We start from the raw sequence: 22,077 nt of genomic DNA on the forward strand, positions 1-22,077 counted from the left end.
CCAAAAGGCGTGCTCTTTTATTTAACATCAATTGAGTGAAAATACTTATCTGCCAACCTTTTTAAATACTCTTCTTGATACTGTTCAAACGCAATAATAAAGCAAGTTGCGGGTCCAGATGATTTTAAAACATCTACGTTCGTATCAAGCATTTCTTTCGTAAATTCTTTAGTAGGAAACATCTGGTTGAACTCTGATAAGATACCTTTCGAACCGACGGGCAAAATCATGATATCTTGAAGGTTAGACACTTCCCGGAAAGTTGATAAAGGTACAACCTCGTGAGCAAGGTCAATCACTTCGTTCCCAACTAACGGCTTACCTATTATGGCAAATTTAAGATCATTAGAAAATATCTTCTCTGTCATTTTATCTAAAGGCTTTTTACCGAGAACTACTAAACCAACAGCAGATTGTTTTAGAGGAAAATTACTCTCCGTACTGCCAGTGATAGGTATATCCCCTAGTTTTAATTCTGCCAATCCTTTTCGGACTCCATTTACGAGCTCACTCCAAGAGTCATCTCCACAAAAATTATGGAGCACAACTGAAACCGGCTCTCCTCCTGCTGCGATACATTCCATTGCTGCAACTCTAAATGAATAATATGCTACTGTTTCGTATGAAACCTGTACAAGATCCTCTGCTTTCTTACCAATGCCGCCGCTATTATCACTTGCGATAATTAGCGATTCTTGACTATTTAACGGAATGGTAATGGTATCCCTCATATTTTCACATCTTTTTCAATCAAATCTTGTTTGACCAAAGCTTTTAGTCTTGGGATCGCCACTAAAGCAATGACTGTATTGACTATTGATCCTACTAATAATGATGGAACTAATGCGAAATAAAATGCTTTATTCATGATAAATATAAAAGGCAATGGTGCAGCAAATGCATTCGCAAGGACAAATAGAATACTAGCAGTGCCTTTTTTATTCTTTTTATAAAGAACACCAAAAATAAAGACAAGTAGGGCCATTTCGATTGCAATTAATATATGCAGTGGTCCTAATGGAAAACCTGCGATTAAGGCAGATAACAAATGCCCTAACGCACCAACAATTGCTCCGGCACCACTGCCTAACAAAGCGGCTGCAAGTAAAGCTGGAAAAACATCAAAAGCTACACTGCCTATGGGTGCAGGAATTTTAATCGCAGCGCCAACTGCGGATAAGGCTGTAAACAATGCCAGTAAAATTAACTTCCTATTTTTCATCTTTACGTTTCCCATCTCTGAAAACATTTGCACTTCGAACATATTCTACGTCTTTTACGTTGAGTCGATAATTTACTACTCTTGCTAAGGCAAAGAAATAGTCTGACAGTCGATTTAAATATTTCAATGCTAATTCAGGCGTTTTTTCATCATTCTTCATTAATGTTACCACTAATCGCTCTGCTCTTCTTGTCACCGTTCTGGCAATATGAATTGACGCAGACGGCTTTGTTCCCCCAGGCAAAATAAACCTTTCGAGCTCCGGAGCTTCTTGAATGTATTCATCAATTCTCTTTTCTAAGTACTCAATCGTTTCTTTCTCCAGCTTAAACTCAACTTTATCGGAAATATTGGCAAGATCCCCGCCACAATCAAATAATTCATGCTGAATTTTCTCAAGATCTACTAAGACATCCTTAAAAGTTACCTCATCTAGTTCAGTCATAACCTGCCCTACAAAACAATTTACTTCATCTACTGTTCCGTAAGCTTCCACTCGAATATCATCCTTGTCTACTCTTCCTCCAATAATACTAGTTTTTCCTTTATCGCCCGTTCTTGTATAAAGTTTCATTGCATCTCATCCCCCGTTTGTTTGATTGTTCGATTTAATCCATACCAAATGATATCTACTTTATCTGCTTTTGCAGCAAGATCTTGATAGGCCCATCCTGTTACATCCCGCCATAATCTATTTTCTTTCTCAATCGGGACAATTCCTTTCGTGATATCCGTACCAATTACCACTAGTTTTCGCTGAGGCTCTGCTTTTTCCCAAATTAGCCAATTGTTCATAGTGTGATTCCAGATATCACGCCATCTGTTAGAGTCGTAGTCTTCCGCTAACTCTTTCAACCAAATTTCAATACCTTCTAATACTAGTATTTCACTATTTACATGGTTAAAGCCTTCTGTCAGTGATGTGCCCTGATATGCTGAAAGCCAGCTGCAATTTAAACCGTACGTCTTCTTTACCCATGCTCTTTTGCCGTTAAAGGCACCTCCCGTAACAAAGTGCAACGATCACGCCTCCTTAATGCTTCTCTATCAAAAACAAGTTCAAATCCTTGATGATGTTGTACCTGCCACGACCAAAAATCTCTAGGTTGGGGTGCAAATTCAGATAATAAGTATCGAATGATCCCGCCATGCGTGATAATGGCACAGCGGCCGACATTTTTAGAGAGAATTTCTCCAGTAATCTCTTCCCACCCATTTTGAACCCTATGGGTGAATTTATCAAATGACTCTCCTTCTGGAGGACAATAAGATATTGGATTCGATAGCCAACGTTGATAAAGAGGGACTTCTTTTAAGTCTTCATAGGTTTTTCCTTCCCACCTGCCAAAATTCATTTCTCGTAAATTAGGTAAAAGAATCAACTCTTTATTAGGAAACAGTATAGTGGCAGTTGTAATGCATCTTGGCAGATCGCTAGAAAAATAGAGATTGTACCTGCTTTTTGTGCTCAGGTCAAAAGACTCTTTGCATAAAGGAGAATCGTTCCATCCTAAATAAGCTTTTCGTTTATTCTCCTCTGTTAGGCCATGGCGAAATAATGCAATAACCACACTGTCATCCATAAAAATAATTCAGTCCCTTCAACGGCAGCTCCTAAAACATCACCCGTAATTCCACCGAACCACTTTACAGCTTTTCTACTGCATACTAGCAAACTACCAAAGGCTATCAAAATCAATATCGAAACATGAAAGAATCCGTTAGCAGCCAATGTCATAAGAGCTAGAAAGACAGCAATATAAATTGGATATATCCATAATACTTTTATTGTTGCGGCACTTTGGAATAAAGTACCCAGTCCTTCCTTTTTAGCGGACTTCACGGTAAGCAGCAGGACACCCATGACACTTTTACTCAAAAAAGGGATGGCAGCTATCAACATGTATGATACTATTTGTACATTTTCGGTAATCTCATAAATAAAGAGAAACCGACTGCTTAGCAATACAATAACCGAGATTACACCAAAGGCTCCTGTTCTTGGGTCCTTCATAATCTCGAGCCTTTTCGGTTGATCGCTGTATGAAAAATAAGCATCGCTTGCATCCATCCAGCCATCCAAATGGATTCCACCGGTTAAAATAATCGTCATTAACCAAAGCAATAACGCGATAGCAAGATTGGAAAAAGGAGTATATTCTAGCAATAGAAAAATGAGCGAAGCATATATCCCCCCTTGAAGCAATCCTAATAAAGGGAAAGCTTGAACGGCACTTTTTAAATGAGGCTTATCCATTGGTAATGCAAAACGTACTGGAATGGCAGTAAAAAATTGCAGGTCGAGTAAGAAACCCTTTAGAAATTTCATTTTGAGCACCACTTATGGATGATGTCATTTAGCTGTTCAAAATTAAGATGTGCTCTCATTTTTTCCGCAATCCCATCATATCTTTTATCTTTGTACTCACAAATATAAATGGTTTCCTTACTATGCATGCCTTTGCTTTTTCGAATCATGTTTAACCAATGATTTCTCCATTCGTCATTATGAAAAAGATGATGAAGATACGTGCCAATAATTTGTCCATTCTTGCTGTAATACCCTTCTTCTTTTCCATTCTCAAGCGCTAAAAATGCACAGCCTTGCTGATGGAGTTGTGTTTTCCCTAAATGTATTTCATACCCATCTAGCTTTCCATTTGTGGTCAAACCTGTATTTTCATGGTAGACTCCTGCAGCTCTCACTGTTTCTTTTTCATCATAAAAAGTGGTTCTGCCTGGAATCACTCCAAGTCCTGCCACGCTTTTGTTAGGTATCCCTGTATCCGAACCCATTTCATCGATAATTTCTACACCCAGAATTTGATATCCGCCACAAATACCTACAACATAACCGCCATCTTCTATATGTTTTTGAATCAAAATATCTAATTGTCTTTCTCTTAGCGTATTCAAATCATTGATTGTACTCTTTGTCCCAGGAATAATGACTGCGTCAGGATTTCCAAAATCAGAAGGATGTTTGACCCAGCGAATCGAAACATCCTCTTCATATAGAAATGGTTCCAAATCACTATAGTTCGAAACAAACGGAAGATGGATGACAGCAATATCCAGATTCCCCTTTTTCCTGTTTGCAAATTGATTGCTTAATGACAAAGAATCTTCCCCATCAATCATATGATCTTCAACATAAGGCAGTACACCTAATACAGGAATTCCCGTTTTCTTTTCCAGCCAATGAATGCCATCTTCAAATAAGCTGATGTCTCCGCGGAATTTATTAATGATAATGCCTGCAACCCTTTGTCTTTCTTCAGGTTCCAAAAGCTCTAGCGTGCCTACAATACTCGCAAAAACTCCGCCTCTATCAATATCTGCTGCCAATATTACAGGAACATCCGCTAGCTCAGCCACCTTCATATTCACAAGCTCTCGATCCTTGAGATTGATTTCAACCGGACTTCCCGCCCCTTCAATAACCACTAGTTCGTGTTCACTCGATAGGTGTTCAAGAGACTTCCTAATCACATCAAGTCCCTTTTCATAAAAAGTATCCCGATACCCTCTTCCAGAAAGAGTTTTCAACGGCTTACCTAAATAGACAATCTCAGAATCCTGGTTCGAACGGGGCTTTAATAATATCGGATTCATCCATACAGTTGCCTCAACTTTTGAAGCTTCTGCCTGGATTCCTTGTGCCCTGCCAATTTCTTTTCCATCTTTTGTAACATAAGAGTTGTTAGACATGTTTTGAGATTTGAAGGGTACAACTTTTACTCCATCATTGGCAAACATTCGGCAGAGTGCGGTCACAATGAGGCTTTTACCAACATCGGATGCCGTTCCTTGAATCATAACTCCTCTCATTTCCTAACTCCCTTCATGTTGGTCGGTATTCCAGCCTCAACTAAAAATGCTTGATCAGCGGACTTCACCAACTGCTGATGAATTTTTCCGAGAATTCGTCCATATGAAAATACGAGGTCATTCTCGACCATTGACTCATGGAAAACTTCATTACTAACAACGATTAATACTTTTGCTCTGTCACGTATTTCAATTATTCCTGTTGTGATCCTTTCCATTACATTTGCTAATAATGAGTCATCCCATTTTTGGTTTGCAGAAAACAGTTCATTATTTAAGAGGGTCGTAACACAATCGAGTAGAATAATATCTTCGTCGTTAAAAAAATGAGCAATCTCCCCAATATTTACTGACTGTTCAATCGTTCTCCATCGGAACTTTCCTATCTCTCGGTCACATCGGTGCTTTACAATTCGTTCCTTCATTTCTTGGTCAGAAGCCACACCTGTTGCCAAATAGTTTAATTTACCACCATTTTTCTTTGTGAGCTCTAGTGCCATTTTTTCAGCAAAGCTGCTTTTCCCGCTTCTAACCCCGCCAGAAATAAAGATTAATGAAGCTGCCGCCATTCCAGCAACACCTCCATTAATTTACTATTTTCTTCCTTGCTTTTTATCGCGAAGCGAAGCCAATTTCCTTCCAACCCTGGAAAATTAAACGTGTGGCGGGGAATTATTCCCTTGTGCAAAAGAAATTCAAAAAAGCTAAACTGATTCTTGAGACAGGGATCTCTTAACAAATAAAAATTAACTTGGGAAGGTGTAATCACAAAATGTTTCTTCATAAAAAAAGTAAGCAACCGTTCCCGTTCTTCCCAAATATAGACTTGGGTCTGTTTAATAAATTTTTTATTTTGTAAACAAAGATCACCCGCCAATAATGCGATTGTATTGATACTCCAATGCGGCTGCAATGTGCTAAGTTCCGCAATGATGTTTGGAGGGGCAGCTGCATATCCTAAACGAAGTCCTGGAATCGCAAACATTTTTGTCATTGAACGGATGATGATTAAATTCGAGAACCTATTTATGTAAGGAATAAAAGAATGATAATCTATTAAAAAATCATAGAATGCTTCATCCAAAATCACGAAGCAATTTTGTTTTTCACATTCCTCAATAATTGAAAGTATTGTTGATACAGAATATTGAATACCCGTCGGATTATTTGGATTACACAAGAATAAGGCATCTGCACTCGGTAATTTTGGGTGTAGCTCATCCATACTTAGCGCAAAATTTGGCTCTTTCAGTTGATGATATTGAATCTCACAATGATTAGCCCGACAAGCCTTTTCATATTCAGAAAAAGTTGGTTCCACCACTATTACCTTTTTACCTGTCAGAAACCTTGCCACAAGGGTAATGAGTTCAGCTCCTCCATTTCCAATTAAGATGGAATCATCAGAAATTTGTTCACTTTCTACAATCCTGCTCTTAAGTTGTTCAGCAAATGGGTCTGGATACACATTAATTTCCTGATAAAAATCATTCCATTTCTCTTTCAGAACGGAAGGCGGGCCTATAGGATTAATATTTGCACTGAAATCTATATACTTATCTGGGAGCGAAAGCCCCATCGACTTAAAAAGGTGCTGCGGATTAGATCCATGTGAAGGCCAATTCAAGAATCATCCCTCCTATCCATAAAAATAGCAAAAATAAAAAAACGGTTTTATCTAAGATTCTATTAGCCAATAATATATGACCTGCTTGAATAGGTTGTAGAGGCTCCCCCATCTTTGCCCGGTTTGAAAGTATTCCTTTGTAATAATTGATACCGCCTAGCTGAATACCTAAAATCGCAGCCACCGCCGCTTCACCCCAGCCGCTGTTTGGACTTGGATGCTTCTTTGCATCTCGTAACAATATCATCCATGCCCGTCGATACTCCATTTTGATAGGCTTTGTCCCGATTAGCATAAGGATTCCCGTAACCCTGCTGGGAATCCAATTCATTACATCATCCCACTTAGCAGAAGCCCAACCGAAATCTTTAAATCTCTCATTCAAATAACCTGCCATTGAATCACAGGTATTCGTTGCCCGATAAATCAGTGCCAGCGGAGCACCTCCAATTAGCGCCCAAAACAAAGGAGCTGTCACCCCATCACTCGTATTTTCAGCTACCGTTTCGATTGCTCCTCGAGCAATTTCACCTTCATTTAAAGTATCTGTATCTCTGCCAACAATGTATGAAAGTTTTATTCTTGCGCCAGCCAAGTCGCCTTTTTCTAAGGGACCATAGACATCAAGCGAAGCATCCTTTAGACTTTTTTGGGCAATTGTTGTTGCAATAATACAACTTTCAACAACAATCCCTGCAATAGGATGAATCCGATAACTAATTACTACAAGTAAAATTCCGATAGAAAATACTATCAATAGTACAAAAAGGAGCATTAAAATCCCTTTGATTCTTTTATTTTGTCCGTGGTTTAACACTTTTTCAAAGAATGAAATCAACGATCCTATCCACCTAACAGGATGCGGCCAATTGGGTGGATCCCCTACAAGCTTATCAATAAAATAAGCAACGGTTATGGCAGTTAAATGATAAACTATCATACGAATTTCCTCTTTTGAGATTTTCGAATACCCTCTGAAGTGCACTCGTAAACGGCTTTTCCAATCAGTTTTCCTAAAGGAGTAATCGTACCCGCATACTCTAGAATTTCTCCAGCCTGTGTAGCGGCAATTAAAATACTATCTGTGGAAGTCCCCGTAGCAATGGTGCCTGTCACTCCATCCATAACCTTTAAATCATGGAGCGCTTTCGCTTTTGCTTCCGTTGCAGTCATTATAGATTGAATAAATGCTTCCTCCGTTAATTCACCATTAACGAATATCCATGTATTGATGGTGCCAGGCACCTGTTCAAATGTATGCTGTACACTTTTGGAGGAATCGACAGCGTTACCAACACCTGCCGTTACAACAACAAAAAGTGAAAAACCTAACCCTTCGATGTGCTTATAGGCAACATCTTCAAGGACGACTGCTGTCATCATTCCAACTGTTTCAGAAGGTTCAAAGCTATTTGCTTTTAAAAAGTCTGCCATTTCTTTGCGATGATCGCTGCAGTTATAGTCTTTTCCAACGTGACGATTAACAAACGTATGATGCCAGCCTGTTCCCGATCCAATAACCCCAGAAGACATCGTCCTTAATGGAGAAGGGGCTTTTATCTCGATAAACTCTTGGGTCATTCGCAGCAATCTTTCATCGATTTGAACTTTTTCCTGATCCTGCTTCTCTTCGGGTAATAACACCATTTGTGGTGCAGCTACTCTTGGATGGGGATGCTTCTTAATTTCGGTATGATAAACGTCTCGTATTCTTTCTTCCCTAAGCACTTCATTCGGGATATGATTAATATTTATACTTCCGTTTTCAAGGAGAAGCAATCGATCGCAATATAATCCTGCAAGATTTAAATCATGAAAGATGGAAAGGACTGTCAAACCCGTTTCTGTCGTCCAGTGTTTTAATAAATCCAGCAATTCTTTCTGATAGGATAAATCTAAGTGATTGGTTGGTTCATCTAAAAGAAGAATTTCCGGTTCTTGGGCAAGTGCCTGCGCCAGAAATACCCTTTGTTTTTCGCCACCGGATAACTCTTGGATATTTTTATTTTTGAAAGAAGCGATACCTGTCTGCTTCATTACACGCTGTACGATGCTTTCATCCTTTTCTCCCCAAGTCTGAAACCAGCCCGATTGATGGGCATAACGACCAAGAGAAACGGTTTCTTTTACGGTATAGGAAAAGGATTGCATAGAATGCTGAGACAAAACAGCTACGATTTGTGCAAGCTGTTTTGAATTAAACTCCTGTAGACGTTTACCTTTAATGAAAATATCACCTTTTGCAATCGGCAGGATTCCACTTATCATTTTTAACAGAGTCGTCTTGCCGCTTCCATTAGGTCCCAATATACCGAATAACTCACCAGTTTGAACTTCAAAGGAAATATCCTTTAATACAGATTCATCTGAATACCCGCCTGATACATCTTGAACCCTAAGCATCCTTTATCCACTTCTTTCCGTTCTTTTTCTCTGTAATAGGATTAATGCAAATACTGGGGCACCAAATAAAGCCGTTATGACTCCAATCGGCAGCTCTGTTGGAGAAATAATTGTTCTCGAAATTAAATCTGCCAAAATTAAAAATCCACTTCCCGTAATAATCGATAATGGCAGCAGGTGCCTATGATCAGGACCCCACAATAATCTTGAAAGATGTGGAATCACCAGCCCAACAAAACCAATCGTCCCTGAAACCGCAACTGCAGCTCCTGTTAATATCGATCCTGCAGTCAGGATCATTAGTTTTCTCTTTTGAACGTTCACACCTAAGTGGTGGGCACGTTCTTCACCAAAGGACATAGCATTTAATTCTTTTGTATTAAAAATAAGGATGACTGATCCTAGAACAAAAAAAGGTAAAATAATTTTTATGTATTCCCAGCCTCTCATCGATACGCTACCTAAAAGCCAGCCAATAATCTGCCTAAGTTCATCACCGGTTAAAGCAATCATGAGTGAAATAATGGCACCGAGAAAGGAACTAAAGATGATTCCCGTTAAGATAATCGTTTCCACCCTCATCGAGCGTTCAATTTTTCGGGCAAAAGCTAACACTAAAAATATCGTAACCCATGAAAATAAGATACTGAGTAAGGGCAGCGTGAAGCTTCCGATAAAAGGAATTGATAATTGGAAAAATAATGTGAGTACCGCCCCCACGGACGCGCCCGATGATACACCTAACGTATAGGGGTCCGCTAATGGATTCCTTAATAGACCTTGAAAGGCTGCTCCTGCAATGGCGAGAGATGCTCCTACTAAACCAGCCAATATAACTCGTGGCAAACGAATGTTTAAAACGATACTCGAAAACATGGGGTCAATTTGATCTTGTGAAATTAAGCCAAATAGCTTCGAGATGATGATTTGGATAATGGTAAAGATAGGAACCGAAACGGTTCCTATCGAAATTCCTAATAAAATTGAAAGGAGCAGGAAGCTTCCTGCAATCAAATAGGCTAATACTTTATTATTTAAAAACTTCCGGATAGACAGCCTTTGCAAGTTCCTCTACTCCTTCTACAATCCTTGGGCCTGAACGTGTAACAGTGTCAGAATCCACATCGATGACTTGCTTGTTTTTTATTGCATTGACATTTTCCCAACCTTGTCTGCTTAACAATAAATCTGTTGCATTTTCCGTATAAAATCCATATGTAGTAATGATGACATCTGGGTTTCGATCAATGATTGATTCTTGATCCATTTTAACCCAGCCTTCTTGATCGCTTGCAATGTTTTCAGCATTAATCAAACTGATCATTTCATCCAAAAATGTGTTTTTTCCGGTTGTAAACACATCCGGAGCAGGAGATACTTCTACAAACACCTTTTTCTTTTCGTTTATTTCTCCAGCTTTGGCTTTAATTTCTGCTAACTTATCCTGCATCTCTTTAATTAGTTCTTCAGCTGCTTTTGTTTCACCAGTTGCTTTTCCAATCATGTTGATCGTATCATACACCTGTTCAAAATTGAGTGCATCATTAATGATTAAAACAGCAATTCCAGCATCTCTAAGCTGTTGAAGTCCTTCTTTACCATTATCAGCAGTTGATTCATGTGCCAATACTAGATTGGGTTGTAAAGAAATAATTTTTTCGATGTTTAGGTTCATATCACCGATCTTCTCTTTTGATGCTACTTCCTCCGGATAGTTGTCAAAATTAGATACACCCACAACTTCTTCACCAAGTCCCAGCGCAAAAGCAATCTCTGTATTACTTGGAATCACAGAAACAATTTTTTCTGGTTTTGCCTCAATTGTAACCTCATTATCTAAAGCATCTTTAATGGTTACGGGAAAGGCCGTTTCCTCTCCTTTTTGCACAGTGCTGCTGTTTTCTTGATCCTTCACAGGTTCTTTCTGTTCCCCACATGCTGCTAAAGTACCTATTGTTAACAAAAGAATAAGTAATAATGATGATAATTTTTTCATTGTTCTTCCCCCTAATGACTTTGCGTCAAAATACATCATTAAAAAAGCATGCACCTAAAAAACAAAAAACATCTCTACGATAAGTAGAGATGTTGGTTTGATTAGATTCCATTATAAAAAATGACTCTAGTCGTCCACACCTCCCTATCCTCGTAGGTTTTTTGGGGCACAAGAATTAGGCAGGTTTCCTGGCTCATGGTCATAGCTTCCTACGTCTTCCCATCAAATTGACAGTGACATAATGTAGGTTGCTCCCATTTACAGTGGCGGGACCGCGTTGGCATTTAACCAAACTTCCCTTTTAAGCTAAAAACTTAAAAAAAGTTTTTAAGCACCTATTCTTCAAATATTTTTATGATAGACCTATTATATCGAATAAAAATTCAAAATGTATCATTTCCCACAAATTTCTTCAAAAAAGATCTTATTATTCCATATTTCGGATTAAATTAGCCATTTCTATAGCGCCAGTTGCAACATCCCATCCCTTATTACCAGCCTTTGTTCCTGCACGCTCAATTGCTTGTTCAATCGAATCTGTTGTTAAAACTCCAAAAATAACGGGGATACCGCTATCCAGGTTAATCCTTGAAACACCCTTGGCTACTTCATTACATACATAGTCAAAATGTGGAGTAGAACCGCGAATAACAGTGCCTAATGTAATAACAGCATCATACTTTTTACTATTCGCCAATTTTTGAGCAATTAGCGGAATTTCAAATGCTCCTGGCACCCAAGCGATGTCCACATCTCCATCACTTACCCCATGTCTTTTTAAGGCGTCCTGCGCACCGCTTAACAATTTACTCGTAATAAATTCATTAAAACGTCCGACAACAATTCCGATTTTTAAACCTGAGCCTACTAAATTACCTTCATAAAAATTACCCATGATAATACCTCCATAAATGTTAATGTTTTATTTTTTTACCTTTTCATCTAGTATTTCCATTTGTAAGGGAACCGTTTCAACGATTTCAAGATCATAGCCCTTAATGCCTTTGATTTTTCGCGGATTATTGGTTAACAACTTCATTTTTCTAATCCCTAAATCCTTTAATATTTGGGCACCGATTCCAAATTCCCTTAGATCTTCTCCAGTACCATTCTTTTCATTTTCGTCTAAGTTGTTATGACCATCCTCCCGCAATTTATTTAGTAAACCACGGCCTCCCTGACGTATATATAGGAGCACACCATTTCCTTCTTGTTCAATTTGTGATAAAGCTACATGTAACTGTGGTCTGCACTGACATTGGAACGAACCAAAAACATCGCCTGTTAAACACTCTGAATGCACACGAACTAGGATAGGATGATCAGGATTTATTTCACCTTTTACTAATGCTAAATGTTCTTTACCATCAATAACGTTTGAATACCCAGCAGCCTTAAATTCACCAAATTCCGTTGGTAAATTGATTTCGACTTCGCGTTTGACTAGTTTGTCTTTTTTATTGCGGTATTCAATCAAATCTTTTATGGTAATCATCTTCACATTAAGCTCATCGGCAATTTTACGCAACTCCGGAACGCGTGCCATTGTGCCATCGTCATTCATGATTTCACAAATGACACCAGCAGGCTTAGAGCCGCATAGTCTTGCTAAATCCACGGCCGCTTCGGTGTGTCCTGTTCTCCTCAAGACTCCGCCTTTTTTGGCCACTAATGGAAAAATATGTCCTGGACGCTTGAAATCAGAAGGCTTTGATTCCGGATCAAGCATGCTTAATACTGTTGCCGACCGTTCAAAGGCTGATATCCCTGTAGTTGAAAATTTATGGTCAATACTAACTGTAAACGCCGTACCATGTACGTCTGTATTTACGGCTACCATTGGGAAAAGTTCTAATTTCTGTGCTAACTCCTCATCAATCGGAACACAGATTAATCCTCTTCCATGCGTAGCCATTAGATTGATTACTTCAGGTGTAGCTTTTTCAGCCAAGGAAATAAAATCACCTTCATTTTCTCGATCCTCGTCATCACATACAATGATGACTTTGCCGTTTTGCAGATCTATCAATGCTTCTTCAATCTTATCAAACACGTCTTTTCTCCCCTTTCTAAGTTCCGTTGATATGTAATTAAGCAAAACCATTCTCTTCTAAAAAACTCGTGCTAATTCCGGATGGACTCTTTTTGTTACTATTATTTTGACTGTTTGTTAAAAAATGTCCAACATACTTTCCAATCATATCGCATTCTAAATTGACAATATCACCTGATTCCTTAAGACCAATAATACTTTCAGATAATGTATGCGGGATGAGTGATAAAGTAAATGTTTCATCTGTGACTCCAAAAACAGTCAGGCTTGTACCGTCTACAGCAATTGAACCTCTTTCGATTACATACCTTAATATTTCTGTTGAGGCTTCGATTTCGTAATAGATTGCATTTTCAACCTGTTTTTTACTTTTAATTACACCCGTTCCATCAATATGGCCTGAAACGAAATGACCTCCAAACCTGCCCCCTGCAGCCATTGCTCTTTCGAGATTCACTTTTGCACCACGTTTGAGTGATCGTAAGCTGGAGGCTTTTACGGTTTCAGGCATGACATCTACTGTAAACTTGTTGCCTGAAAAGCTAGTGACAGTAAGACATACTCCGTTTACCGAAATACTGTCTCCAAGGTGGACATCCTTGAGAATTTTTTTTGCATCAATTGTAAGAACAAATGATTCTCCAGTTCGCTGGATATTTGCCACTGCTCCTAATTCTTCAATAATACCGGTAAACATAGTTTTACTCTCCTTCCCTTTTTTTTTGCATATACCCATAAATGAATAAAAAAAGACCCTGAAGAGATGAAACACTTCAGGGTCCTTGGAAAAGGCAATAAGAAAATAGGGCTTAAAAAAGGGTAGATTTCTCCCTTGGTTAAAACCGGATTTTTTTCCTTCTCCCATCCAGACTTTAACTGTCGGCTCTGGATTTTCACCAGATCCACCGCTTAACTTTTACGTTAACCGGGTCACGGACTAAGAAGCTATGCTTCATCACCGCCGGTTAGGAATTTCACCTGACCCCGAAGGAATATTCAATATGATTACTATTAGTATACATAATAATTGAGAGAAATGCTAAAAAAAGAAAGAGAAGATAAAATCTTCTCCCAAAAATCAAGTCATTTGTAGGTATCCTTATAGCTTTTTACAGGAAGATAAAGTTCGAAACCCATGCTGCCTTCGCTATCAAATTCATTTTCTTTAACAACTTTTAAGCTCAAGGCATGATCGTCTAAATCATAGCCATAATCTTGCATCCATACTAACATTTGCCGGTATGTATTTTCTAATTCTTTAAAACTTCCTTTATAGGAACAATAAACATAATTTTTGCGAGGGATGGTAAATCCAACCATACCATCAGGAACATTTTCTACCTTTTCAACTGGTGTCGTTACATAATAGGTGAATTCTGTCTCTCTGCTATGAAAGGGCGCAATTACGATTGCATCATTGGTTTGATTGGGTACCTCTTCTAACCGTACTTTCATTTCATTAAATAATTCTGGTATATTGTCCATTTGAGAATAAGTGCCACTCCCAGAAATTCCAATTACCTTTATTTCTTCTTTTTCAAGTACTTGAATCTCCATACCTATCACTCCTCTTTTGTTGCTTATATATCTATTATTCTCACCTTACCCCTAAAATTCCTTCCTAAAAACGACAACATCGTGAATACATAAGGACTAATCTGCTCTATTTTACAAACAATTTACTTATAATTGTTTTTTCCCAAAGTCTCCATGGTAAAAAGTTTTTCAAAAAGATAGCAGCTTTAACTCCACGGCCAATTGGGTACCTAATACCCGGGTTTTCCAATGTTGCAATCTCAGCTATTTTTTTTGCCACATCCTCGGGGTTGCCAAAGCTGTTTTCCCCTTCTGCAATATATCTTTCTATGCTTTGCATGTAATCCTTATATGGAGAGTGTAAAAGTAATGATTCTTCTGCAACCTGTTTTCCTGTTGACCAAATATTGGTTTTGTAGGAACCAGGTTCAATCAATACTACCTTCACACCAAATGGCTGCATTTCTAGGCGGAGACTCTCACTCCAGCCCTCGATGGCATACTTCGAGGCAACATAAGGTGAAAGACCAGGAAAAGCTACTTTCCCGCTTATACTGCTAATATTGATTATACACCCCTGTTTTTGCATCCTCATTAAAGGCAAAAAGGCCTTGGTAACGGCGAAAACTCCAAAAACATTTGTTTCAAATTGTTTTCGATATTCATCCATTGATACTTCTTCCACAAACCCTGCGCCTGCATATCCAGCATTATTAATCAATACGTCTACTCTCCCAAACTCCTCTTTAATCCACGATTTGAAGGCTTGGATTGACTCTTCATACGTAACATCTAATTCATGAACGATGATTTTAGATTCAACTCCATGCTTCCTTGCCTCCTGCAAAAGCATACTGCTTTTATTACAGTTTCTCATGGCAGCAATAACAGTGAATCCCTTTCGTGCTAATTCTACAGAAGTACTTAAGCCAAATCCGCTTGATGTACCGGTTACAATAGCTGTTTTGTTTTCCATAGTTTTATCTCCCTTTTGCTTCAGCAACCGTTGTTGAGTCAGAAATCATTCCATTGTTAATTTGAACTTCCCCGTAAGATAAGGTTTGAAGCTCGTTCCAAATAACTTGTTTTTCCTGCTCTGTCTGTACAATGATTTGATCCTGAATAATTCTAAACGGTACAAAAGACATTTCAATATTGTCCTTTTGGATATCTAGATGCAGGATTCCAGTTTGTGCTTTATCCCCTTTAATGTAATTTGGAAAAAGGAAATTTCCTAATGAATAGGCAATCGGTTTACCTTTATAATATTCAAAGCCTTGAAGCACATGAGGATGGCTGCCAATAACCCCATCCGCCCCTGAATCAATCATCGTTTTTGCCCACTCACGTTGGTAAGCTTCAGGAGAACGCTTGGTTTCAACACCCCAGTGGATATAGACAAAAAGGAAATCTGCATCTTTCTTTTCTTTTTCAATGGTGTTTTGAATTAAAGATAAATCATATCCATTTGCTAAGCCTGGCTTTGTATCGGTTGCCAACCAGGTAAAGTCAGGAAGAACTCTTGAGAATGCCAGCAATTTAATACTTCTGCCTTTAATCGTATACGTTTTTGCACCATAAGCCTCTGCCTTGTTTGTCCCTCCACCCATATAGTCGAGTTGGTATATTTTCAGATTACTAAGCGTGTCGGTAAACCCGGATTGACCATAATCAAAGGAATGGTTGTTGGCCAAACTTACTAGCTGAAACCCAGCATTTTTTAATCCTTTTAAGGAAATGGGATCTGAACGGAAATTATATTCCTTTGGAACCTTTACTCCGTCTGTAGTAATCGCTGTTTCCAGATTTACGACACTTAAGTCGCTCGAGGAAAGTTCCTCTTTAATATGTAGGAAGGGATAGTCTGGACCTTTTTGTTTTACCGTTTCTTTTACAGACCAATCCATCATCGCATCGCCGGCAAAGGTAATTCTAATTGATTTCTTAAATTGTTCTGCTTCTGCTTTTTTTGCTGCTGCTTCCCATGAATCTTTTATCTTAATTGGATCAGCCGATAGAGTTTGCTTTAGGGATACAAGACGGTGATAGTATGTAACTTTTTCTACTTTATTATTGATACTCCAAGGTTTAATATAGTTTACAAAAAACTCCTTCGTTAAAAAAACACTATTGTTTCCCGGTTTTGTATTTCCATTTATATAGATACTTTCAAGTTTGCTCTTGGGTACGTCAACTGTTAGGTATTCCTTTACGATTAATTCATGATGCTTATTAACAATGTTAGCAATTCCTGCGATGACCTCCTGTGATTTTTCATATCCAATTCCCATAGTCGTGACAGCTAATCCAAAGGGTACCTTATCGTAAATGATGGCGACGTCATTATAAATCAAGTCTTTCGGAATCATCCCAACCTTATGAGCAATATTCTTACCAGGAATACCTTGAGGGATTGTAGTATTATAGATTGTATTTTCTAGGTATGTTACCAGTTTTTCTCCATATTTACTTTCCTTAGAAAATTGGTATGCTTCTTTTGCATACAGAATTAAATCCCCTGCAGAAGTAACATTTTGTCCTCCGGGGTATGTATACTTAGCTCCAAGGCTTTTCATGAATTGAATAAAATCGTTCTGCCCTACTCGTTCCTTTAGCATACTAAAAGCAATATTATCACTATAGACCATCGCTTTTTCGATAAGGTCCTCAATGGTATAGCTACTCCCTATTTTATCATTTTGAATGACGCCGCTTCCTTCATAATAATGATGACTCATATAAGTTAGCTTTTCAGAAATATCGATTTCCCCTTGATCAGCGAGCTTCATTACATATAGTGCCAATGGAAGTTTAATCGTACTTGCTGCAGGCATCTTCTTATCATTATTTAATTCATAGGATACATCGAATAGTAGATTTTGGTAGTGAAGTGTAATCTTATCTTGCCATGGTTTTATGTATTCTTCTAACTCAATCTGCAAATCTATTAGATTATCATCCGGTTCTTGTGCATGGCCATGCATACTTTGTGAAACTATGATAAAAAGGATAATCAAAAATAAAAAAGGATTTTTCAATGCCCCTCTCCCCCCCTAGTGATTAGAATTAGTTTAATATGAGGGAGTTGCAAAAGGTGTCGAAATTTAAGGTATTTTAATAAATAATCAGAAAATAACAATAATCATTTAACAGAATAAATTTAAGGTAAAAAAACAAATAACAAGAAAGTGAATATTCCGTGACTTTATCCTTTTTAATAAATTTGTTAATTTTATTAAAAATAGATTATACTGTATGTATCTTAGTACATATTTTTCAGGAGGATTTTCTAATGTCAGATAACAATCAAACAAACCAAAATGAAGAACCAAAAAAGAAAATGAGTTTGCAGGAAGCTATGAAGCAGCAGCTAGCCAATAAGAAGAATAAGGCTGCAGCAGCGAATAACAGCCAAGGCGGGCTGCAAAACAGCCAAAAAATGAAAAGCCAACAGACTAAAAAAGTGAGTAATACTCGTAGAAAAATGGGTGTTTAATGAACGGACAAAATAGAAAAGACATCACTCCCGGTACCGAGGTAAATATTGTTCTTAAGGCTGATCAAAGAACCGGAAAACTAACAAGGGGTGTCGTGAAGGATATTTTAACAAATTCCAGCTCTCATCCACATGGGATTAAAGTGAGATTAACGGATGGCCAAGTTGGCAGAGTGCAGGAAATATTGAATTCAAAGTCCACCTAATGGTAAATTGAACTATTCTTAGGTATGAATTTTCTAAAATAACCCCATACTATAAATAACCATTTTACTTATCACATATTGAACCTCCACCTTTCGTGGAGGTTTTTTTATTCTATAGGGACTTTCTTCTTAATGAATGACCGGTCTCTCTTCTTTTAGCAGTTCTTAGGCTCTCATCACCTAATAAAAGATCTCTCCTGAAACAATAAAAAAACAGACTCGCGTTGGAGTCTGTTTTTGATTTAGAAGGTAAATTATGCTTTACGAACGTTAACCGCTTGTGGACCACGTTGTCCATTTTCGATTTCAAACGTTACTTCTTGACCTTCATCTAACGTTTTGTAACCTTCGCCTTGAATTGCAGAGAAATGAACGAATACATCATCTCCACCGTCACGCTCAATAAATCCAAAGCCTTTTTCACCGTTAAACCATTTTACTTTACCTGATTCCATCTTTGTAGCTCCTCCTAGCATGTAACAATTACATGAAATTGCAATATAGTCTTGCCCAATTATTATAACCAAGAGGAATTGCTTTTAAACAATATCCTCTTGGTTATAAGTATTTCTCAATAGATTAATTTTTATTTCAAGAAAATAAAATTTTCTATTTAGTATATTGTTTATGTATCCGCAAATGATAGTACTAGAGCACCCATTTTCGGATTGCTGCAGCGACGCCATCTTCATTATTGGTTGTGGTGACCCAAGATGCTGCTTGTTTTACCATTTCCTGAGCATTTCCCATTGCAATACCTAAGCCAGCCTCTTCAATCATCGCCAAATCATTAAGACTATCACCTACGGCCATAACATTCTTCATATGTATTCCTAGGCGCTCACAGACTAATGCCAGCCCTTTCGCCTTATTAATCCCAACTGGGTTTACTTCGATATTTGTTGGAGTCGAGTTACTTAATTCAAACTCCCCTCTTGCTTCTAGCTCTTTTAGAATTTTATCCCTTGTTGGTTCATCTTTTATGTTAAACCCAAATTTCAACCATTCCTCAGCATGAATATCCTCCGGCATTTCATCAAACCAGTTTCGATTTGTGTTAATCGCCCAAAATCTTATCTTATGCTTTTGAGTAAGCTCTACCATCCATTGAATGGCATCTGTTTTCAAAAGATTTCTTTCCACTAAACCTCGTTTATCGTCCCAAATTTCACTGCCGTTTACTGTCACTAAATAAGAGGACAACGCAAGTGAATCCGCATGTTTTTCACATTTTCTAAGAGATCTGCCAGTACTGAGGACTACATAAATACCTTTTTCCTGTGCTTCCGAAATCGCCTGTCGGTTTGGCTCTGAAATTTCGTGTTCATCATTTAGCAGTGTACCATCCATATCAAGTGCAATTAATTTTATCTCATTATCACTTTTATAATTTTCCATTTGTAATCACTCCTTTAAAACCATTACCTTAATAGAGTATCCATTTTCTCACAAAATAGGAAAAACCCCCACATACTTCGTAGCGATTTCCCAAAAAAGTTATTGCTGGTATTGGACACGGTGAAGATTCGCAAAAATACCGCCTTGTTCAATTAACTCGTCATGACCGCCTTCTTCGGCAATTCCTTCTTCCGTCACGACAATAATCCGGTCAGCATTCCGAATGGTTGCAAGTCTATGAGCAATAATCAGCGTTGTTCGGTTTTTTGCAAGTTCGTTTAAAGCTTCTTGGATGACCATTTCTGTTTCAGTATCGAGTGCAGAGGTTGCTTCATCTAAAATTAATATAGGTGGATTTTTCAAAACATCCTAGCAATCGCTAATCTTTGCTTTTGACCGCCGGATAGCTTTAATCCTCTTTCACCAATTTCCGTTTCATACCCATCAGGCAGTGATTGAATAAATTTCTCTAGATGCGCACGTTTTGCAGCCGCAATTATTTCCTCATCTATAGCGTTCCGCTTCCCATATGCGATATTTTCTCGAATAGTCCCAGTAAAAAGAAAGACATCTTGTTGAACAATTCCGATTTGAGAGCGAAGTGACTTTTTTGTCATATTACGAATATCGAATCCATCAATCATAATGCTGCCCTTGCTTACATCATAAAACCTAGGTATTAATGAACAAATTGTGGTTTTACCGGCTCCCGAAGGTCCAACAAACGCAATGGTCTCACCTGCACGAATGTTTAGGTTGATACCTTCAAGTATTGATTTTTGCTGGTCATAACTAAAAACAACATCTTTAAAGACAATATCACCATTAAGTGAAGCTGCTTCAATGGCATCATCCGTATCTTTTACCTCTGGCTCAGAGTCGATAATTTCCATAAAGCGTTTAAACCCAGCCATTCCTTTTGGATACAATTCCATGATCGCACTAATTTTATCAATAGGTTTAAAAAGAACATTTACGTAGAGGACAAATCCGACGAGATTCCCATATGATAGCTGCCCAGTAAAGCTTAGCCATGCTCCATAAACAAGTACAATTATGGTAATTAACCTTGTCATCATATAAATACCGGATAAACTGAAAGACATCACGCGATATCCTACTAGTTTTGCATTTCGGTATTTATGATTGTTTTTTCGAAATCTTGCAATCTCAAAATCTTCATTTGTAAAGGATTGAACCACACGGCTTCCTGACACACTATCTTCCACTCTCGCATTTACATCTGCAATGCTTGTGTACATATGACTCCAGGCCTTATTCATCTTTAGATTACTGACTACAACTAATAATGCTAACAAAGGTAAAATCATTACAGCGACAAGTGCTAATTTCACATTAATCGTCAGCATAATCCAGAATGCACCGATAAAAGTCATCACGGCAATGAAAACATCCTCAAGTCCATGGTGGGCAAGTTCACCGAGGTCAAATAGGTCGTTGGTTATTCTACTCATAATATGCCCTGTTTTGGTATTGTCAAAAAAGCGGAAAGACTGTTTTTGCACATGCTCAAAAAGTTCTTGCCTCATGTCTGTTTCAATATTAATCCCAAGCTTATGACCCCAATAATTCACCACAAACTGCAAAAAGGTACTAAGTACATAAACCATCAACAGCGCAATACTAACTGTCACAATAGTTTGCCAATCTCCCCCCGGCAGCAATTCATCAATAAACCAAGATACTGCTAATGGAAAAGCTAACTCTAAAACCGCAACAACAACAGCACTGCTAAAATCAAGGATAAACAGCTTTTTATGCGGTTTGTAATAAGAAAAGAAACGTCGAATCATAGCAGAACTTCTTTTTAGTTGGGGTAATTGGATTATATGAAAATATTTTGAAAATTACAATCAAAAAAACCACCTGTAATAACTTCAGGTGGAATTCATTTATTCTTTCTATATTTAATGATGGTGATGATGTCCGCCTTTTGATGGATTGGTAATCAGCCATTCTTCTTTTGGAACATGGAACATTTGAATCCATACACCATCTAGATATTCATCTCGCGTATCGAGGATTAAATCAATGTCCTTATCTGTTTTAACCACTTCATCATGCTCTGTTGGGGTATCGAGCATTAAATCATAATGGGCATGGTCACCATGCATATTGGTTACATACACACGGAATAATTTCCCTTCTGCTTCTTCCCCCTCCAACATTTTTTTCAATGCTTTCGCTGCATGGCGATTGATTTTGACTTTCATATATGTCTCTCCTATTCCTATGTATTCATATACATTATCCCATTAATATCTAAATTTAGACAATTATTTATCACT

General features: G+C 38.0%; 24 protein-coding genes, 1 pseudogene and 2 riboswitches. Of the genes and pseudogenes, 2 read left to right on the forward strand and 23 right to left on the reverse strand.

Going from position 1 to position 22,077, the window contains the following annotated elements:
* Window positions 1-17 precede the first annotated feature (17 nt).
* From MLOOGBEN_RS12760 to MLOOGBEN_RS12850, 19 genes are all read right to left on the reverse strand, one after another.
* Window positions 18-731 carry an ATP-binding protein gene (locus MLOOGBEN_RS12760; protein WP_179158632.1) on the reverse strand — a complete coding sequence of 238 codons (714 nt, stop codon included), beginning with the start codon at window positions 729-731 and terminating at the stop codon, window positions 18-20.
* Window positions 728-1,222, reverse strand: coding sequence for an ECF transporter S component (locus MLOOGBEN_RS12765; RefSeq protein ID WP_179158633.1), 495 nt, complete (start codon window positions 1,220-1,222; stop codon window positions 728-730). The genes MLOOGBEN_RS12760 and MLOOGBEN_RS12765 overlap by 4 nt, the downstream gene beginning before the upstream one ends.
* The gene (locus tag MLOOGBEN_RS12770; protein ID WP_179158634.1) at window positions 1,212-1,796 is read right to left on the reverse strand and encodes a cob(I)yrinic acid a,c-diamide adenosyltransferase; all 585 of its coding nucleotides are present in this window, start codon (window positions 1,794-1,796) and stop codon (window positions 1,212-1,214) included. The genes MLOOGBEN_RS12765 and MLOOGBEN_RS12770 overlap by 11 nt, the downstream gene beginning before the upstream one ends.
* On the reverse strand, window positions 1,793-2,242 hold the full coding sequence (locus MLOOGBEN_RS12775) for a bifunctional adenosylcobinamide kinase/adenosylcobinamide-phosphate guanylyltransferase (RefSeq protein ID WP_179158635.1): 450 nt from the start codon (window positions 2,240-2,242) through the stop codon (window positions 1,793-1,795). Before MLOOGBEN_RS12775 ends, MLOOGBEN_RS12770 begins: the two co-directional genes overlap by 4 nt.
* Window positions 2,194-2,805: a histidine phosphatase family protein gene (locus tag MLOOGBEN_RS12780; protein WP_179158636.1), complete on the reverse strand. Its 612-nt coding sequence runs from the start codon at window positions 2,803-2,805 to the stop codon at window positions 2,194-2,196. The genes MLOOGBEN_RS12775 and MLOOGBEN_RS12780 overlap by 49 nt, the downstream gene beginning before the upstream one ends.
* Entirely contained in the window at window positions 2,763-3,551 is a 789-nt protein-coding gene (gene cobS / locus MLOOGBEN_RS12785) for an adenosylcobinamide-GDP ribazoletransferase (protein WP_179158637.1), read from the reverse strand. The genes MLOOGBEN_RS12780 and cobS overlap by 43 nt, the downstream gene beginning before the upstream one ends.
* Window positions 3,548-5,053, reverse strand: coding sequence for a cobyric acid synthase (locus MLOOGBEN_RS12790; RefSeq protein ID WP_179158638.1), 1,506 nt, complete (start codon window positions 5,051-5,053; stop codon window positions 3,548-3,550). The genes cobS and MLOOGBEN_RS12790 overlap by 4 nt, the downstream gene beginning before the upstream one ends.
* Complete coding sequence (locus tag MLOOGBEN_RS12795; protein WP_179158639.1) at window positions 5,050-5,622, reverse strand: bifunctional adenosylcobinamide kinase/adenosylcobinamide-phosphate guanylyltransferase; 573 nt, start codon at window positions 5,620-5,622, stop codon at window positions 5,050-5,052. The genes MLOOGBEN_RS12790 and MLOOGBEN_RS12795 overlap by 4 nt, the downstream gene beginning before the upstream one ends.
* Window positions 5,604-6,680: a threonine-phosphate decarboxylase CobD gene (gene cobD, locus MLOOGBEN_RS12800; protein WP_179158640.1), complete on the reverse strand. Its 1,077-nt coding sequence runs from the start codon at window positions 6,678-6,680 to the stop codon at window positions 5,604-5,606. The genes MLOOGBEN_RS12795 and cobD overlap by 19 nt, the downstream gene beginning before the upstream one ends.
* Entirely contained in the window at window positions 6,655-7,620 is a 966-nt protein-coding gene (gene cbiB, locus MLOOGBEN_RS12805; RefSeq protein WP_179158641.1) for an adenosylcobinamide-phosphate synthase CbiB, read from the reverse strand. Before cbiB ends, cobD begins: the two co-directional genes overlap by 26 nt.
* Entirely contained in the window at window positions 7,617-9,083 is a 1,467-nt protein-coding gene (locus MLOOGBEN_RS12810) for an adenosylcobinamide amidohydrolase (RefSeq protein ID WP_179158642.1), read from the reverse strand. Before MLOOGBEN_RS12810 ends, cbiB begins: the two co-directional genes overlap by 4 nt.
* A 3-nt stretch (window positions 9,084-9,086) precedes the next feature.
* Window positions 9,087-10,148 (reverse strand): FecCD family ABC transporter permease, encoded by a 1,062-nt coding sequence (locus tag MLOOGBEN_RS12815; RefSeq protein WP_179158643.1) that lies wholly within the window; start codon window positions 10,146-10,148, stop codon window positions 9,087-9,089.
* Window positions 10,114-11,079: an ABC transporter substrate-binding protein gene (locus MLOOGBEN_RS12820; RefSeq protein ID WP_179158644.1), complete on the reverse strand. Its 966-nt coding sequence runs from the start codon at window positions 11,077-11,079 to the stop codon at window positions 10,114-10,116. The genes MLOOGBEN_RS12815 and MLOOGBEN_RS12820 overlap by 35 nt, the downstream gene beginning before the upstream one ends.
* A gap of 161 nt (window positions 11,080-11,240) precedes the next feature.
* A riboswitch (cobalamin riboswitch) is annotated at window positions 11,241-11,433 on the reverse strand.
* A gap of 73 nt (window positions 11,434-11,506) precedes the next feature.
* Entirely contained in the window at window positions 11,507-11,974 is a 468-nt protein-coding gene (gene ribH / locus MLOOGBEN_RS12825) for a 6,7-dimethyl-8-ribityllumazine synthase (protein WP_179158645.1), read from the reverse strand.
* A gap of 27 nt (window positions 11,975-12,001) precedes the next feature.
* Window positions 12,002-13,132, reverse strand: a complete 1,131-nt coding sequence (ribB, locus tag MLOOGBEN_RS12830; protein WP_179158646.1) for a 3,4-dihydroxy-2-butanone-4-phosphate synthase — start codon at window positions 13,130-13,132, stop codon at window positions 12,002-12,004.
* A 37-nt stretch (window positions 13,133-13,169) separates the two neighbouring features.
* Window positions 13,170-13,829, reverse strand: coding sequence for a riboflavin synthase (gene ribE, locus MLOOGBEN_RS12835; RefSeq protein WP_179158647.1), 660 nt, complete (start codon window positions 13,827-13,829; stop codon window positions 13,170-13,172).
* 152 nt (window positions 13,830-13,981) lie between these two features.
* Window positions 13,982-14,128: riboswitch (FMN riboswitch) on the reverse strand.
* Between the two features lie 87 nt (window positions 14,129-14,215).
* Window positions 14,216-14,689 carry a GyrI-like domain-containing protein gene (locus MLOOGBEN_RS12840; protein ID WP_179158648.1) on the reverse strand — a complete coding sequence of 158 codons (474 nt, stop codon included), beginning with the start codon at window positions 14,687-14,689 and terminating at the stop codon, window positions 14,216-14,218.
* 106 nt (window positions 14,690-14,795) lie between these two features.
* Window positions 14,796-15,644, reverse strand: a complete 849-nt coding sequence (locus tag MLOOGBEN_RS12845) for an oxidoreductase (protein ID WP_179158649.1) — start codon at window positions 15,642-15,644, stop codon at window positions 14,796-14,798.
* Between the two features lie 4 nt (window positions 15,645-15,648).
* Window positions 15,649-17,706 carry a CapA family protein gene (locus tag MLOOGBEN_RS12850; protein WP_179158650.1) on the reverse strand — a complete coding sequence of 686 codons (2,058 nt, stop codon included), beginning with the start codon at window positions 17,704-17,706 and terminating at the stop codon, window positions 15,649-15,651.
* A gap of 254 nt (window positions 17,707-17,960) precedes the next feature.
* Here MLOOGBEN_RS12850 and MLOOGBEN_RS12855 point away from each other — a divergent pair, with 254 nt between their 5' ends.
* Both MLOOGBEN_RS12855 and MLOOGBEN_RS12860 read left to right on the forward strand, forming a co-directional pair.
* Complete coding sequence (locus MLOOGBEN_RS12855) at window positions 17,961-18,164, forward strand: hypothetical protein (protein ID WP_179158651.1); 204 nt, start codon at window positions 17,961-17,963, stop codon at window positions 18,162-18,164.
* Entirely contained in the window at window positions 18,164-18,370 is a 207-nt protein-coding gene (locus MLOOGBEN_RS12860) for a YwbE family protein (RefSeq protein ID WP_179158652.1), read from the forward strand. The genes MLOOGBEN_RS12855 and MLOOGBEN_RS12860 overlap by 1 nt, the downstream gene beginning before the upstream one ends.
* A 254-nt stretch (window positions 18,371-18,624) precedes the next feature.
* Here the strand turns inward: MLOOGBEN_RS12860 and MLOOGBEN_RS12865 are convergent, their stop codons facing one another.
* From MLOOGBEN_RS12865 to MLOOGBEN_RS12880, 4 genes and pseudogenes are all read right to left on the reverse strand, one after another.
* The gene (locus tag MLOOGBEN_RS12865) at window positions 18,625-18,825 is read right to left on the reverse strand and encodes a cold-shock protein (RefSeq protein WP_179158653.1); all 201 of its coding nucleotides are present in this window, start codon (window positions 18,823-18,825) and stop codon (window positions 18,625-18,627) included.
* Between the two features lie 193 nt (window positions 18,826-19,018).
* A complete protein-coding gene (locus MLOOGBEN_RS12870) occupies window positions 19,019-19,768 on the reverse strand; it encodes a Cof-type HAD-IIB family hydrolase (RefSeq protein WP_179158654.1) in 750 nt (249 codons plus the stop codon).
* A 99-nt stretch (window positions 19,769-19,867) separates the two neighbouring features.
* Window positions 19,868-21,582, reverse strand: a pseudogene (locus MLOOGBEN_RS12875) (ABC transporter ATP-binding protein).
* A gap of 114 nt (window positions 21,583-21,696) precedes the next feature.
* Window positions 21,697-22,002 carry an iron-sulfur cluster assembly accessory protein gene (locus MLOOGBEN_RS12880; protein ID WP_179158655.1) on the reverse strand — a complete coding sequence of 102 codons (306 nt, stop codon included), beginning with the start codon at window positions 22,000-22,002 and terminating at the stop codon, window positions 21,697-21,699.
* Window positions 22,003-22,077 lie beyond the last annotated feature (75 nt).

Origin of the sequence: Bacillus sp. EB106-08-02-XG196 (assembly GCF_013396335.1) — a bacterium.
In the GTDB taxonomy this organism is placed as follows: domain Bacteria; phylum Bacillota; class Bacilli; order Bacillales; family Cytobacillaceae; genus Neobacillus.

What these genes read in the sequence shown, in the direction of transcription:
- ribE (WP_179158647.1), bottom strand. Translation starts at nt 13,829, where the DNA reads ATGTTTACCGGTATTATTGAAGAATTAGGAGCAGTGGCAAATATCCAG.
- MLOOGBEN_RS12880 (WP_179158655.1), bottom strand. Translation starts at nt 22,002, where the DNA reads ATGAAAGTCAAAATCAATCGCCATGCAGCGAAAGCATTGAAAAAAATG.
- MLOOGBEN_RS12870 (WP_179158654.1), bottom strand. Translation starts at nt 19,768, where the DNA reads ATGGAAAATTATAAAAGTGATAATGAGATAAAATTAATTGCACTTGAT.
- cobS (WP_179158637.1), bottom strand. Translation starts at nt 3,551, where the DNA reads ATGAAATTTCTAAAGGGTTTCTTACTCGACCTGCAATTTTTTACTGCC.
- MLOOGBEN_RS12855 (WP_179158651.1), top strand. Translation starts at nt 17,961, where the DNA reads ATGTCAGATAACAATCAAACAAACCAAAATGAAGAACCAAAAAAGAAA.
- MLOOGBEN_RS12810 (WP_179158642.1), bottom strand. Translation starts at nt 9,083, where the DNA reads ATGCTTAGGGTTCAAGATGTATCAGGCGGGTATTCAGATGAATCTGTA.
- ribH (WP_179158645.1), bottom strand. Translation starts at nt 11,974, where the DNA reads ATGGGTAATTTTTATGAAGGTAATTTAGTAGGCTCAGGTTTAAAAATC.
- MLOOGBEN_RS12820 (WP_179158644.1), bottom strand. Translation starts at nt 11,079, where the DNA reads ATGAAAAAATTATCATCATTATTACTTATTCTTTTGTTAACAATAGGT.
- MLOOGBEN_RS12780 (WP_179158636.1), bottom strand. Translation starts at nt 2,805, where the DNA reads ATGGATGACAGTGTGGTTATTGCATTATTTCGCCATGGCCTAACAGAG.
- MLOOGBEN_RS12760 (WP_179158632.1), bottom strand. Translation starts at nt 731, where the DNA reads ATGAGGGATACCATTACCATTCCGTTAAATAGTCAAGAATCGCTAATT.
- MLOOGBEN_RS12865 (WP_179158653.1), bottom strand. Translation starts at nt 18,825, where the DNA reads ATGGAATCAGGTAAAGTAAAATGGTTTAACGGTGAAAAAGGCTTTGGA.
- MLOOGBEN_RS12765 (WP_179158633.1), bottom strand. Translation starts at nt 1,222, where the DNA reads ATGAAAAATAGGAAGTTAATTTTACTGGCATTGTTTACAGCCTTATCC.
- MLOOGBEN_RS12845 (WP_179158649.1), bottom strand. Translation starts at nt 15,644, where the DNA reads ATGGAAAACAAAACAGCTATTGTAACCGGTACATCAAGCGGATTTGGC.
- MLOOGBEN_RS12770 (WP_179158634.1), bottom strand. Translation starts at nt 1,796, where the DNA reads ATGAAACTTTATACAAGAACGGGCGATAAAGGAAAAACTAGTATTATT.
- cbiB (WP_179158641.1), bottom strand. Translation starts at nt 7,620, where the DNA reads ATGATAGTTTATCATTTAACTGCCATAACCGTTGCTTATTTTATTGAT.
- MLOOGBEN_RS12860 (WP_179158652.1), top strand. Translation starts at nt 18,164, where the DNA reads ATGAACGGACAAAATAGAAAAGACATCACTCCCGGTACCGAGGTAAAT.
- MLOOGBEN_RS12790 (WP_179158638.1), bottom strand. Translation starts at nt 5,053, where the DNA reads ATGAGAGGAGTTATGATTCAAGGAACGGCATCCGATGTTGGTAAAAGC.
- MLOOGBEN_RS12795 (WP_179158639.1), bottom strand. Translation starts at nt 5,622, where the DNA reads ATGGCGGCAGCTTCATTAATCTTTATTTCTGGCGGGGTTAGAAGCGGG.
- MLOOGBEN_RS12840 (WP_179158648.1), bottom strand. Translation starts at nt 14,689, where the DNA reads ATGGAGATTCAAGTACTTGAAAAAGAAGAAATAAAGGTAATTGGAATT.